General features: G+C 70.1%; 10 protein-coding genes and 1 pseudogene. 6 read left to right on the top strand and 5 right to left on the bottom strand.

Going from position 1 to position 14,049, the window contains the following annotated elements; genetic code table 11:
- The first annotated feature begins 11 nt into the window (after positions 1–11).
- Together CNO20_RS12990 and CNO20_RS12985 are read left to right on the top strand one after the other, a co-directional pair.
- On the top strand, positions 12–680 hold the full coding sequence (locus tag CNO20_RS12990; RefSeq protein WP_101296741.1) for an MBL fold metallo-hydrolase: 669 nt from the start codon (positions 12–14) through the stop codon (positions 678–680).
- A gap of 183 nt (positions 681–863) precedes the next feature.
- A complete protein-coding gene (locus tag CNO20_RS12985) occupies positions 864–2,531 on the top strand; it encodes an acetate--CoA ligase (protein WP_101296544.1) in 1,668 nt (555 codons plus the stop codon).
- Positions 2,532–2,883: 352 nt separating this feature from the next.
- Here CNO20_RS12985 and CNO20_RS12980 read toward each other — a convergent pair whose 3' ends face one another.
- Both CNO20_RS12980 and CNO20_RS12975 read right to left on the bottom strand, forming a co-directional pair.
- A complete protein-coding gene (locus CNO20_RS12980) occupies positions 2,884–3,510 on the bottom strand; it encodes a uracil-DNA glycosylase family protein (RefSeq protein WP_101296543.1) in 627 nt (208 codons plus the stop codon).
- Between the two features lie 185 nt (positions 3,511–3,695).
- The gene (locus CNO20_RS12975) at positions 3,696–4,169 is read right to left on the bottom strand and encodes a DUF5793 family protein (protein WP_101296542.1); all 474 of its coding nucleotides are present in this window, start codon (positions 4,167–4,169) and stop codon (positions 3,696–3,698) included.
- Positions 4,170–4,344: 175 nt separating this feature from the next.
- Here CNO20_RS12975 and CNO20_RS12970 point away from each other — a divergent pair, with 175 nt between their 5' ends.
- The 4 genes and pseudogenes from CNO20_RS12970 to CNO20_RS12955 all read left to right on the top strand — a co-directional run bounded on the left by CNO20_RS12970 (position 4,345) and on the right by CNO20_RS12955 (position 9,540).
- A complete protein-coding gene (locus tag CNO20_RS12970) occupies positions 4,345–4,857 on the top strand; it encodes a DUF7549 family protein (protein WP_101296541.1) in 513 nt (170 codons plus the stop codon).
- 44 nt (positions 4,858–4,901) lie between these two features.
- Positions 4,902–6,689: pseudogene (locus tag CNO20_RS12965) on the top strand (type II/IV secretion system ATPase subunit).
- Positions 6,689–8,803 (top strand): type II secretion system F family protein, encoded by a 2,115-nt coding sequence (locus CNO20_RS12960; RefSeq protein WP_101296540.1) that lies wholly within the window; start codon positions 6,689–6,691, stop codon positions 8,801–8,803. The pseudogene CNO20_RS12965 and the gene CNO20_RS12960 overlap by 1 nt, the downstream one beginning before the upstream one ends.
- Positions 8,804–8,841: 38 nt before the next feature.
- Positions 8,842–9,540 (top strand): class I SAM-dependent methyltransferase, encoded by a 699-nt coding sequence (locus tag CNO20_RS12955; protein ID WP_101296539.1) that lies wholly within the window; start codon positions 8,842–8,844, stop codon positions 9,538–9,540.
- Positions 9,541–9,551: 11 nt separating this feature from the next.
- On the opposite strand, the gene CNO20_RS12950 is transcribed toward CNO20_RS12955, so the two are convergent.
- The 3 genes from CNO20_RS12950 to CNO20_RS12940 form a co-directional block, all read right to left on the bottom strand.
- Entirely contained in the window at positions 9,552–10,184 is a 633-nt protein-coding gene (locus tag CNO20_RS12950) for a DUF7504 family protein (protein WP_101296538.1), read from the bottom strand.
- A 444-nt stretch (positions 10,185–10,628) separates the two neighbouring features.
- Positions 10,629–12,374, bottom strand: coding sequence for an archaellar assembly protein FlaJ (gene flaJ / locus CNO20_RS12945; RefSeq protein WP_101296537.1), 1,746 nt, complete (start codon positions 12,372–12,374; stop codon positions 10,629–10,631).
- A gap of 2 nt (positions 12,375–12,376) precedes the next feature.
- Complete coding sequence (locus CNO20_RS12940) at positions 12,377–14,041, bottom strand: type II/IV secretion system ATPase subunit (RefSeq protein WP_101296536.1); 1,665 nt, start codon at positions 14,039–14,041, stop codon at positions 12,377–12,379.
- Positions 14,042–14,049: the final 8 nt, after the last annotated feature.

Here is a 14,049-nt window from a genome sequence, read left to right as displayed (position 1 = left end):
GAATGTACGACATGCGCGTTCCGCCCAACCGCGTGTTCCGCCTCCGTCTGCGAGGGGTCAACGCGTACCTCGTCTCCGACGACGACGGCCTGACGCTGATAGACGCCGGTCTCCCGTGGGACACGGAGCGAATCCGAAAGCGGATCTCCGACGCCGGATTCGATCCCGAGGAGATAGACCGCGTGCTCGTCACGCACTTCGACCTCGACCACGTCGGCACGCTCGCCGCGCTGAACCTCGACGCCCGGGTCTACCTCGGCGACCCCGACGCGTCGTTTCTCGCGGGGACGGACCGACCCCCGCTCTCGAACCGAAAGGGACTCTTCCAGCGCGCGGTGGACGTCTTCCTGACCCGCCCTGACCTCGACATCGAGACGGTCGAGGACGGCGAGCGGATCGGCCGCTTCGTCGCCCACCGCCTCCCCGGCCACACCCCCGGCCACACCGTCTACGTCCACGACGACTACGGCGTCGCCTTCGTCGGCGACCTCGTCCGGGGGCTCGACGGGGAACTCGCCGCGTCGCCCTGGCCCTTCACCTACGACACGGCGGCGAACGAGGAGAGCGTCAGGGCGCTCGCCGAACGCACCTCGGGGATCGACGTGATCGCGCCGGGTCACGGGGACCCGATCCGCGAGAACGGCAGCGACGCCCTCCGCCGCCTCGCCGACTCCCTCTGAGAGCGGCGTCTCCGTCTCCCGTCCTCCCACGACGATCGGACCACTCCCCGTCGACGATCGAACGGTCTTCCGTGGACGGTCAGGTGGTCCCCCCGGCGATCGGGAGACCTGCCGCCGCCGGACGCTCTCCGGTCGGCCCTTTCGGCGGTAAAACTATTACCGGATCGACGGACACGATAGATGATGACGGACCACAACCTCACCTCCTACGAGGGGTACCGAGAGTCGTTCGCGTGGGACGAGATCTACGCCGAGGCCGACTGGGACGCGCCCGATCGGCTCAACGTCGCCCACGAGGTGTGCGACCGCCACGCCGACGATCCCGACGCCGTCGCGCTTCGGTACGCCGGGAAGGACGGGGAGCGAGAGACGCTGACGTTCCGGGACCTCGCGGAGCGGTCGAACGCGTTCGCGAACGCGCTCGAAGCCGCCGGGGTGGAGCGCGGCGACCGCGTCTTCTCCTACATGCCGCGGGTCCCCGAGCACTACGTCGCGCTCGTCGGGACGCTGAAAACCGGCGCGGTCTGGGGGAGCGTCAACGAGCGGTTCGGCCCCGACGGGATCGCCTACCGACTCGACGACTGCGACGCGCGGGCCGTCGTCACGACCGCCGGGAACCGCGACACGATCGAGGCGGCGCTCGGCGACGCCCCGTCGGTCGAGACGGTGATCGTCCTCGACAGGGACGGCGACGGGGAGGGCGTCCGGGAGACGGACGTCGACTTCCGCGCGGCGACGGCCGAGGCGAGCGCCGAGTACGAGCCCGCCGAGACGGGCGGCGAGGACGACGCGCTGCTGTACTACACGAGCGGGACGACCGGCCTGGCGAAGGGCGTCCTCCACAAGCACAGGTGGATCGCGGGCGTCGCGGCCACCCAGCGGTTCGCGGTCGACCTCCGGCCGGGCGATCTCTACTGGAGCACCGCCGACCTCGGCTGGCTCACGGGGCCGATCAACACCCTCGGCGCGTGGTTCTGGGGCGCGGAGCTTTTCACCTACGAGGGGGAGTTCGATCCCGAGACGTGGGCGGACCTGCTCGACGAGTACCCGATCACCGTCCTGTTCAGCGTCCCGACGGCCTACCGGATGCTGCGGGCGAACGAGGAGGTGCTCGACGGCGTCGACCTCGACCTCCGGCACGCGCTGTCGATCGGCGAACCGCTCAGCGCCGGCGTCGTCGACTGGGGGAGAGAGCGCCTGGGCGTGACCATCCACGACACCTACGGGCAGACCGAGACGGGCAACATGGTCATCAACAACTACCCGACGATGGAGGTGCGGCCGGGGAGCATGGGGAAGCCGCTGCCCGGCGTCACGTCGGAGATCGTCGACCCGGAGACCGCCGAACCGCTGCCGCCGGGCGAGACCGGCGAAATCGCCCACCGCGGCGACTTCCCGTGCTTCTTCGCCGGGTACTGGGAGCGCCCGGAGAAGACCGCGGAGTGTTTCGAGAACGACTGGTACCTCTCGGGCGACCTGGCGCGCAAGGACGAGGACGGCTACTTCTGGTTCGAGGGGCGCGCCGACGACGTGATCATCTCGGCGGGCTACCGCATCGGCCCGTTCGAGGTCGAATCGTCGCTTGGCGAGCACCCGGCGGTCGCGGAGGCGGCCGTCGTGCCGAAGCCGCACCCCGAGCGGGGGAACATCGTCAAGGCGTACGTCGTCCTCGACGCGTCGGCCGAGCCGAGCGAATCGCTGAAGGAGGAGATCAAAACCCACGTCAGAGACGAGCTGTCGGCCCACGAGTACCCGCGGGAGATCGAGTTCGTCGACGACCTCCCCAAGACCGTGACCGGGAAGATCCGACGGACGGAACTGCGCGACCGCACCGAGGACACGGCGGCCTGACGGCTCCGGCTCGCCGGAGAAAAGCGGAGCGGACCCGCGAGAACGCCGCGAGTCCGTGACTGACCAAGCCACTGCGGGGAGCACCAGACCCGCAGATGCTCGGCGCGCCTGGCGGTCTGCCTGCGACGTCCGCACCACGCGCGCCGGATACACCTTTGACGGATGCTGTAAAAAGTCCTTTGTTCGCGCCAATACCGACCACCTGAACGGGAGTTTTTACTCGTTTTCGCATGGAATACGGCGAAACGGGGCGAATAATCTCAAATCATGGAATCGTTCATGGTCGTTCCTGGACAGTTGCACAGGAGAGAGCGATAAAAGAAAGAGAGCGTCGCCGACCGCGGGGGAGGATTCACCGGACGAAGTACGGGTCCTCGCCCGCGATGAACCGACCGAGGTCGACCTCGCGTCGGTAGTCCGTCGACCGGAGCTCCCGGAGGCTCTCCACGAGCCGGTCGGCGTCGGCGTCGGTCCACTCGGCGGGGTCGAGGACGGGGACGACGAGCCAGCCGCTCCCCCGGAGCTCCGTCGCGTGCAGCCGCGGCATGTCGACGTCGGTCTTCCACGCCAGCGCGGTGTAGTTTTCGAGGACGTGCGCCGTCGCGCGGGCCCCGACGGGGAGGAGGACGTGCGCGGCGATGGCGCGGAGTTCGGCGTCGAAGAAGCGCTCCATGTCGCCGTACTCGTCGGCCGTCGGTTCCCCCTCCGAGACGCACATGTGGAGGTACGAGAGGAAGGTGCGGTTCACCTCCGGGGCGTCACCGACGGTTTCGAGGAGCCCGGCGTCGCGGAGCGCCGCCTGCAGGCGCCGGCCGGCCCCGTTCGTGAACGGAACGCCGGTGTCGGCACCGCCGTGGACGCCCGGGTGGTCGCCGACGACGTGGAAGTCGGCGTTGGCGTCGCCGTACCCCGGCACGAACCGGTCGCACGGCGGGCGCATGCCGAAGGGGTTGCTCGTGCGGTCGGTGACGTTTCTCACGCTCCTCGGTACGGCGTGCCGCCGTTAAAGGTCGTGTGGTTCGCCCCGACGTCGACGGATCCGGGGGGCGCGGTGCGAACGCGAGGACGCCGACCGCGAGAGCGGCCTCTCGCCCATCGCCCATCGCCTCTCGTCGATCGATTCGGGAGGAAACGCCGCCGCTTCCGCGACGCGGGCGGGTGCGGTCACAGTTCGACGCCGGAGGGGATCAGACTCTTGCTCCGGAGGAGACTCCCCTCGGTGTCGTAGACGAGAAAGGTGCTCTTCTCGTAGGTGACGAGCGGTTCGTCCTCGATGGTGATCTCGACGCGGTAGCGGCCGTCCCGTTCGTCCGATACCTGGCCGTACTCGCGGGCCGCGCGGATGAACCGCAGCACGTCGTCGGCGTCCTCGTTCAGTTCGAGGACGAAGTCGCCCGTGAGGCGGTTCGTCACCCCCACGACGCCGGTCGCGTCCGCGCGGTCGATCGGCCCCTGGAGGCGGAACGCCACGTCCGTCTCCTTCGCGTCGAGGAGTTCGCCGTCCGTCCCCGTGATGCGCTCGCGGAGCAGTTCCGGGGGGCCGTGGAAGTCGATCCGGACGAGCGGCTTCCGGGGATCGCCGCCGCCGTCGACCCAGTCGATGTTTTGAACGTCCAGTGCAAAGTAGTCGCGCCTCATTCCCTGTTCCGGTGTTGGGTGTGCCCGCGTATGAACGTAACGCCCCGACAGCCCCGCAGTCTCTTTTCCGGACGTGCCGTCCCCGTCGACCGAACGTTTGTCCACCGGAAAACATGTTCGTTGTCACTAATACGAAAACCGATAGGTATTACTGTCCCCGCTTCGCTCCCGCGTCATGGTCTGGGTGCGCTCCGAGTACGCGGGCGAACTGGCCGTGTCGCTCACGTGGCTGTCCGCGCTCCTCCCGTGGAACGTCACGTACTCGCCGAACGTGGCGGGCGGGAGCGTCCTGTTCGTCCGGTTCCCCTTCTTCCAGGTCCGGTACGCTTACGGGGTTCCGTTCGCGCGCGGCGTCGCGATCTCCGACCCGCTCACGGCGATCGGTTTCCAGTCGGGAACGGGGCTCGCGCTCGCCTATCGGGTCTGGGCCGTCGGCGGGGCGGTTCTCGCGGTCGCCGCGCTGTTCGCCGCCGCCTACTACCTCCGCGAGGAGCGCGTCGAAGCGGGTCCCGTCGATCCCGTCGCGGCGCTGGGCGCGCTGCTCTGTCTCGCCGGAACCGTCCTTGCCGCCGCGACGGCACTGCTCACCCGCGGGTTCGGCGGGGTGCCCGTGCCGGTCGGCGTCGCCTTCCTCCTCGCGTTCGGCGCGGTGCTGCTGACCGCCGAGCGCGCGGGGGGCCGGTTTTAAGTCACCGCACTCGAAAGTGCCGCCCGTTCGAAACTACCGGAATCATGGCAGGTGACGCACACGGCCGCAGGGGAGCGCGTTCGGAGCCGACGGGACGTGGAGAGGGCGCACTCGCGGACGCGAGGGGCAGGGTCGTTCGAACCGTCGAGGCGCTTCGGGAGTCTATCGCCGGGGCGCTTCGGGGATCGACCGTCGACGCCCGGCCGTATCGCCCGGGCGAGGACCGACCGCTGTCGACGTTTCGGGTCCCCGACGGCCACGAGGAGGTCGATCGGTACTGGGTGAACGCGCCGTACGCCTTCGTCGTCGTCACCTACGACCCGGAGGCGAGCGAACACGCCTACCACGCCGTCGAACCCGACGTCGGCCCGTTCGAGGCCGACCTGCTGGCGCGGGTGAAAGTCGACGTCCGCGACTCGCTTCTGTACCGCGACGACGGGACCGACGTCGACCGGAGGGGTCCGACGGAGTCGGCGGCGATCGGAGCGCTCGCCGAGGAACTCGCGGCCCTGCTCGAAGAGTACGGCGTCCGCGTCGGCGCGGAGACGTTTCACGCCCTGCTGTACTACCTCGCCCGCGACTTCCGCGGCTACGGGAAGGTCGACCTGCTCCTGTGCGACCCTCGCGTCGAGGACGTCTCCTGCGACGGGTACGACCTCCCGCTCTTCGTCTACCACGCGGAGTACACCGACGTCGAAACCGACGTGACGTTCGACCGGGAGGAACTGGACAGCTACGTCGTCCGCCTCGCCCAGCGGTCGGGGCGACACATCAGCGTCGGCGACCCGATCGTCGAGACGACGCTCCCTGACGGGTCGCGCGCGGAGCTCGTCCTCGGCGAGGAGGTGACCCCCCGCGGCTCCGCGTTCACCATCCGCCAGTACGCGGAGGAGCCCTTCACGCCGGTCGACCTGATCGAGTACGGCACGTTCGACGCCGCGACGATGGCGTACCTGTGGCTCTGCATCGAGCACAACAAGTCGCTCATCTTCGCCGGCGGGACCGCCTCCGGCAAGACCACGTCGATGAACGCGGTGTCGACGTTCATCCCGCCGCGGGCGAAGGTGCTCACCATCGAGGACACCCGCGAACTCGCGCTACACCACGACAACTGGCTCGCCAACGTCACGCGCGAGCGCCTCCACGACGGCGAGGAGATAGACATGTACGCCCTCCTGCGGTCGGCGCTCCGGCACCGCCCCGAGTACATCATCGTGGGGGAAGTCCGCGGCCGGGAGGCGGTCACGCTGTTTCAGGCGATGAACACGGGCCACACGACGTTCTCGACGATGCACGCCGACAGCGTCGAGACCGTCGTCAACCGGCTCGAAAACGAGCCGATCGGCGTCCCGCGGGCGATGGTGCAGTCGCTCGATCTGCTGTCCGTCCAGACGCTCGCCCGCGTCGGCGGCGAACGCGTCAGGCGGTCGAAGGTCGTGGGCGAGATCCGCGGCGTCGACGCGCGGACCGGCGAACTCGACTACACGTCGTCGTTCTCGTGGGACCCCGAGACGGACTCGTTCGCCAGGAGCGACAGCGACCTCCTCTCCGAGATCGCGGCCGAGCGCGGGTGAAACCGGTCGGAGCTCCTCGGCGAACTCCGGGCCCGCGAGCGGTTCCTCGAGCTCCTGTGCGAGCGCGGCGTCGACGATTACCGCCGCTTCACGGCGCGCGTCAACGCGTACTACGCGGATCCGGAGCGCGCGACGGAGCGGCTCGAACGCGAGGTCGAGCCCGACGAATCCGACGAACCCGACGAGTCCGAAGAGCGCAACGAGCGCGACGGAGACGCGGTGCGGGACGGAGACGACAGTCGCGGCGAGGGCGACTGATGCTCTCGCCCGTCGCCTTCGCCCCGATCGCGACCGCGGTCGCCCTCTGCCTGCTGGTTCTCGCCGATCGCCGCGACCCGCGGGTCCGCCTCGCGACGACGCGCCTCGCCCTCTGGCTCTTCGGCGAGCACGTCGCCGCCGACGAGACGCGGGTCGAGCGCGGGCGGCGACGGCTCCGCGCAGCCGCCGTCCCGTCGACGTACCGGCGCTTTGCCGCCCGCGCCCTCCTCTTCGGCGCGGCGTTCGGCCTCGCGGGCGGCGCGCTCGGCGCGTCTCTCGCCGCGTGGCTGGTCGTCGCCGGGCCGGACGCCGCGTCAGCGGCGGGAGAGCCGGTTCGGGGTCTCGTCGCGCCCCTGGCCGCGGTCTGGAGCGTCGTCTCCGACGTCGTCGGCGAGAGCGCGGCGCGGTTCGTCCTGCTCTCGTGCGGCGGGGCGGCGCTCGCCGTCGCGCTCGCGCTCGGCGCCTACCGCGCGCACTGGGCGTCCCTCCGACAGCGCGCCGCCGCCCGGCGCGGGCGGATCGAGTCGACGCTGCCGCGCACGGTCGCGTTCGTCTACGCGCTGTCTCGCAGCGGCGTGCCGCTGTCGGCGGTCCTCGACACGCTGGCGGCGAACCGGCGCGCCTACGGCGAGGCCGCCGAGGAGTTCGCCGTCGGGGTCCGTGAGACGGACCTCCTCGGCGCGGACGTGCTGACTGCACTCCGCCGGACGGCCCGCCGGACGCCGAGCGACGACCTCGAGGAGTTCGCCGAGAACCTGGCGAGCGTCCTCGAAAGCGGCCGGAGCGTTTCCGCCTTCCTCCGCTCGCAGTACGACCAGTACCGAGAGGAGGCCGAATCCCAGCAGGAGCAGTATCTCGAACTCCTCGCGGCGTTCGCCGAGATGTACGTGACCCTCCTCGTCGCCGGGCCGCTGTTCCTCGTCACCGTCCTCGTGATCGTCGGCCTCGTGCTGTCGAGCACGCTCGACCTCGTCCGGTTCGTCGCCTACGTCGGCCTGCCGCTCGCCAGCGCGGGCTTTCTCGTCTACGTCGACAGCGTGACCGGATCGCTCCGCGGTCCCGGGAACGCGGAGGGGGCCTCCGCAACCGACTCGAACCGGGCGGGACGAACCGTGGCGAGCGCGACCGACGGCGGCGTCGCGCTCGACGACCGCCGGGCGGACCCGGGACGCCGGGCGGACCGAAAACGCCTGGCCGCGTACGATCGCACCCGAACGGTCCGGCGGTGGGCGTCGGATCCCCTCGGGTCGATCCGCCGTCGCCCCGCGGCGACGTTCGCCGCGACGGTCCCGCTCGGCGCGCTCTGGGTCGCCCTGCGGGCGGATCTCGTCGGGGCGACGGAGCCGGTCGACGCGCTCGCGGCGATCGACGGGCCGGCGGCGGCAGCGGGAGCGGTCGCCCTCGGCGCGTTCGCGGTCGTCTACGAGCTCGAAAAGCGCCGGCTCCGGGCCGTCGAGGCGGCGATCCCCGATTTTCTGGACCGGCTCGCCAGCGTCAACGAGGCGGGCCTCACGGTCGTCGCGAGCGTGGAGCGGGTCGCGCGGAGCGACCTCGGCGCGCTGACCCCGGAGCTCCGGCGCGCGCGGCGCGACGTCGCCTGGGGCGCGGAGGTCGGGACGGCGCTGCGTCGGATGGATCGGCGGATCGGCTCGCGGGCGGTGCGGCGGGCGCTGACGCTCGTCGTCCACGCGACGCGCGTGAGCGGCGACGTGGCCCCGGTGCTCCGCATCGCGGCGGACGAGGCGCGGGCGGACCGCCGGCTCGCCGACGCCCGGCGCCGGGAGATGGTCACCTACCTGCTCGTTATCTACCTCGCGTTCCTCGTCTTTCTCGGCATCGTCGCGGCGCTCACGGTCTCGTTCGTCCCCGCGATCGAGGCGGCGCAGGCGTCCGCCGTCGAAGAAGCGCCCTCGGCGGTCGGCTCGCCACTGATCGGGGGCGCCGACGGTGCGGACGCCGGGGCGTACGCGCTCGCGCTCCACCACGCCTGCCTCGTTCAGGCGGTCTGCTCGGGGCTCATCGCGGGCCAGCTCGGCGAGGGGAGCGTCGCGGACGGCGCGAAGCACGCGGCGGTCCTCCTCGTCGCCGCGTCGGTCGCGTTTTCCCTCCTGTGAGCCGGGACTGATTTGTCGCCCCGGAGCCATCCCCGCGCATGGACCGCGACGGACGCCGCGGACGGGACGGACCGCCCGGCTGCGATCCGAAGCCCGCCCGCGAGACCCCACCCGCCCGCGATCCGCGGACGACGTACGACCGCATCGCCGCCCACTTCTCCGCGACGCGGGAGTACGCGTGGCCCGAGGTGGAGGCGTTCCTCGACGGGCGGCGGGGCGACCGGGGGCTGGACGTCGGCTGCGGCAACGGCCGGCACGCCGAGGTGCTCGCGGGGTGCGCGGAGCGAACCGTCGGCCTGGACGTGAGCCGCGAGCTGCTCGAAGAGGCGCGCCGAAGGGCCGACGAACGGGGGTTCGCGTTCGAACCCGTCCACGGCGACGCGGCCCGGCTCCCCTTCGCCGCCGACGCGTTCGACCTCGCGGTGTACGTCGCGACGCTGCACCACCTGCGGCCGCGCTCGGCCCGCGTTTCGAGCCTCGACGAGCTCGCGCGCGTGCTCGCGCCCGGCGGTCGCGGCCTCGTCAGCGCCTGGAGCACCGAACACGGCCGGTTCGAGGCCGACGAGGGGTTCGACACGACGATCGACTGGACGCTCCCCGGCGGCGAGACGGTCCCGCGGTACTACCACATCTACGACCCCGAGGAGTTCCGCGCCGACCTCGACGCGAGCGACCTCTCGGTCGTCGAGACGTTCGTCTCCAGCGGCAACTGCTACGCGGTCGTCGGCGGCGGGTGAGTTCTCCCGGCTCAGAAGGCCGTCCAGTCGACCGTCGTCGCGCTCCGGTCGCGCAGCCTGAGCTCCCGGCCCGAGTCGGTCTCGCGCGTGTCGACGATCGCGTCGAACGGGTCGTACAGCGTGTGCAGCGTCTGCTCGTCGTGCATGGTCGAGTTGACGACGCCGACGCAGGTCCACGCCGGGTGGCGGATCTGACTGACGAGCACGCGGACGAACCGGTAGACGCGGGCGGCGTCCCAGTACATGAGGAGCGGGGAGAACGAGTGAAAGCCGACGCCGGTCGGAACGTCCGGGTCGGCGAGGAACCGCTCCGCGAGCTCTGTGAACTTGACGCCGATCTGCGTGAGGTTCTCGGGCGAGGAGACGTACTTCACCGTCTCGGAGTCGGCCGCGCCGCCCGTGCGCTCGCCGGTCGCGCAGTCGACGATCCCGAGGTCGTCCGCCCGCGCCTCGCCGGCCGCGGCCGCGTAGTCCGCCCGGACCGTCTCGGCCGGGTCGTCGGTGGAGACGACGATGGCCCGCTCCGAGACGGCCGCGACGAGCCGGAGCGCAAGCTCGTACGTGCCCGTCATCGGCGGCCCCGAGACGAGCACGTTCGAACCGCGGGGGAGGTCGCCGAGCGGAAGCGCGGGCGCTTCGGGCATGGCGGATCTACCGCGCCGGCCGTACTAAACGTTGGTGCGTTCGGCGGGCAGCAGTCGGCGCGTTCGGGGGCGGCGGAGGTGGGGGTGGCCGCGCGTAGCGTCCGGGGGTCGTCCAGCCGGCCGCGGACGTGACCACGCGCTCGGCCGCGGCGGCGATCGAAGACGGCGACCCGATCGAGGTCCGCCGCGTGGAACCGCGCGACGAAGTCCGCGACGATTGATTCGCCCATTGGGATCGACCGATGTCGGGACAGGGCGGCACGGCGGCTTGAGCGTTTCGCGCGGGGTGTCAGATCCGAGAATCGGCCGGTCCCGGTCCGTCCGGCGGGGGTCGCCCGTCACCGTCCGCCCGTCACCCGCTGGAGACGAGTTGCGTCGCACGTGTGCCCTCACCGGTGACGGCTAGCGTTCCCGACAGGACCAACGCTAGCCGAGAAGAGCCGCTCAGATCGTGAGGAGCGAGGAGACGAGCAGCTTCGTCCCGATCGCGGTGAGACAGCCGAGCCACGTCAGGAGGACGAAGTGGAGGTAGGCGTTGGCCTTGTTGCCGCCGTCGATGGTCCGGATCATCACCGACGAGAGGGCGGCGTTGAACAGGATGACGAGGAGGAGGAGGTACTCGATGAGCGGGATGTCGTACACGCCGGCGTAGATCAGCTGTCCGAAGTCGAACTGCTCGACGGTGAGGTCCTCGGAGATGTCCGCGAGGATGGCGACGACCTGCAACCCGATGAAGAAGGCGAACGACGACGCCGCGGTGATCCCGTACAGGAGCCCGATGAGCGTGATCGTCGCCTGTCTGCGCCGTTCGCGCAGCTGGTTCACCGTGTTCATGTTCGCGCTTATGAGCTCGCCGAGCCGCTTCGGGTCGCCGCCCATCGCCCGGCCGGCGACGTACATCTCGCTGAACTTCTGGACGAGGTACGATCGGGTGTCGACCGCGAAGAGCCGCCAGGCCGCGACCGGTTCGACGCGGACGTTGAGTCGACGGTACAGGCGGTCGATGTCGGGCGAGAGCGGCCCGAAATCCTTCTCCCGGAGCGTCCGGAGGACGGCGGTCGTCGTGCTCTGCTTCGCGCTCTCGGTCGCGCCGAGCGCGCGGATGAAGTTCGGGAACTCGCCGTCTCGCGCGGCGATCGTCCGCTCCTCGGCGCGGAGGACGAGGCCGACGACGGCGAGCGGCGTCACCGGTACCGCGACGTACAGCGGGAGCGGGACGGGGTCGACGAACGGGAGGAGGTCGTCGAGTCCGTACGGCAGAACCCCGAGAAGGCCGCCCGCGGTGAGACACAGGAGCGCCGCGACGAGCGCCGCGCTCGCCCAGAGGCTGACGCGGAGCCGCAGATCCGTCGGGGCCGCTTCCTCCTCCGGGTGGTACCAGAGGGGATCGTACGGGGTGAGCGCCCTGATGGCGAGATAAAACCCGGACTGCACGAACGCGAACATGACGATGACCGCCGCGACCGTCGTCGTCGGGTCGTTGCCGGTGAGGATCGGCAGCACGATGGCGAACACGAGCGCGAACGTCATCGAGAGGATCATCGACATGTAGAGGTCCTTCATCACCTCGAGGTTGTCGAGCGCCCCCTCGTAGACGGTCACGTAGTTTTCGAGCATCACGTGCTGTTCCGACAGCAGGAAGTCGGCGAGGTCCTGTCCGGCGCCCAGCGTGTACCCGAGCCGGTCGAAGAAGTCCGACAGCGCCGGGCTCGGGACCGCCTTCGCCCGGCGGCGACAGGCGTCGTCGAGACTCTGGTTCCAGGTGTCGACGATGTGCACCACGTGTCCGATCTCCTCCGCGAGCACGCCGTACTCCTCCTCGGCGGCCAGCGTCCGGAACACCTCCATTCGGTCGATGTTCGTCGTCGACAGCACCGTCATGTGAGTCGTCACCAGGTGCATCTGCCGCTCGATGGCGACTTTCCGCTGGCTGAGGTAGAGCTTCGGGTAGAGCACGGCGGCGACGAGCGCGAGTCCGCCGAGGAGCGGGAGCGGCAGCCTGATCGCCGCCGGCAGCGGCGCCGCGAGCGCGCCGCCGACCGTCGCGAGGAAGAACGCCGCCGCCGGGAGCAGGATCGTCAGGACGTACCGACGCTTCGAGACCCGAAGCCGACCGTACGACTCGACGACGGACGCGAGAAAGCGCGTCGAGGTCGCGATCATCCCGCCGAACGATTGCGTCGCCGCCATGGTCACCGGTGCACGTCGAACGGCAGCCCCTCGACGCCGTCGCGCTGGAACGCGTCGATGGTCTCGTTCACGTCGTGGTACCCGACGACGCCCTCCTGGATCATCCGCTCCGTGAGGTCCGCGCGGAACCGGAGGTCGTCGTAGATCTCGCGCGTGTCGGCGTAGCCGAGCAGCGTCGCGATCTGCTCTTCGAGAACGTAGGAGTTGTTCATCCCCTGGAAGACGATCTCGTCGTCGACGGGGTCCCAGCGGAACGCCTCGCGGGTCACGACGCCGTCCATCTCCTTCGAGTAACCCTCGATCTCCTGGACGCTCGTCACGCGGCGCAGCACCTCGTCGCCCCGCTTGACGCGGTTCTGAAACAGCGCCACGTCCGCGTTGTCCATGAACGTCTCGGGGACGTTGATCGGGTCGCCGGTGAACCGCTGGATCATCGAGACGATGTCGCTCGCGTGGAACGTGAGCATCACCGGGTGGCCGGTCTGCGCCGCCTGGAACGCCACGCGCCCCTCGGCGCCGCGGACCTCGCCCACGATGATGTAGTCGGGCCGCGAGCGCAGCGCCGCCGCGACGAGGTCGAACATGTCCACGTCGGTGCTGCTCTCGCCCCGCCCCTCGCGGGTCAGAAGCTGCTGCCAGGTGCTGTGCGGGGGGAGCACCTCCGCGGTGTCCTCCGCGGTGTAGATCTTCGAGTCCCGCGGGATGTACGAGAGGATCGCGTTGAGCGTCGTCGTCTTCCCGGACGCCGTCTCCCCGACCACGAACACCGTCTGTTCGTTCTCGAGACAGAGCCAGAGGTACGCCGCGAGCTCGGGGCTGAGCGTCCCCCAGTTCGTGATCTGGTTGACCGACAGCGGCGTCTCGACGCCCTGCCGGATGGTGAGGCTGGAGCCCTTGACGCTCACGTCGTCGGAGTAGATGATGTTGATTCGCGACCCGTCGGGGAGCGTCGAGTCGACGATGGGCTGTGAGTCGCTCACGGGGTCGCCGATGCGCTCGCCCATGTTCCGCAGCCAGTTGTCGAACTGCTTCGCCGTCCCGAACTCGACAGTCGTCTCCAGCATGCCGTAGATCGAGTGGTCGACGTGGCACTCGTGGGGGCCGATGACGTGGACGTCCTCGTTCGCCGGATCGCGCATCACGGGTTCGAGCGGGCCGAAGCCGATGATGTCGCGGTTCAACCGGTAGCGGATGCTTTCGTACGTCCGCTTCGTCACGTCGATCTTCCCGAAGTTCCACAGCCGCGAGAGCCGGTCGAACAGTCCCCCGCCGCCGGTTTTGATTCGGGTGCTCTCCTCCAGCAGCTCCTCGATGAGGTCGTCGTACTCGGACTCCTTCGCCGGCGCGCGCCTGTGCCCGCTCTTCGAGAGGAGCTTCCCCTTCACCCTCTCGAGGACGACGGTCTCCGCCCTCGACAGCGTCGGTTCGACGGCGTAGTACTTCGTCGACTGCCCGAGGTCGCCGTAGACGTGACAGAAGATCGGACCGCCCACCGAGTAGATGACGTTCGGTCGGTTCGACTCGTACTCGTCCGACGCCTCCTCGATCAGGAGGGGGAACTCGCCCGTGATCTGCTTGAACTTCTTCAGGTGCGCGAGGAGGTGCGGTCGCTTCGCCGCCAGGCGGCGGAGTTCGGCGGACGGTTTCGCGGTTCCGTGGTCCGTCATTCGGTTGC

The sequence above is a fragment of the Halegenticoccus soli genome (assembly GCF_002844195.1).
Lineage (GTDB): Archaea > Halobacteriota > Halobacteria > Halobacteriales > Haloferacaceae > Halegenticoccus > Halegenticoccus soli.
The sequence above is the reverse complement of the archived record's forward strand: the minus strand, read 5'-3'. Positions and strand labels throughout refer to the sequence as shown.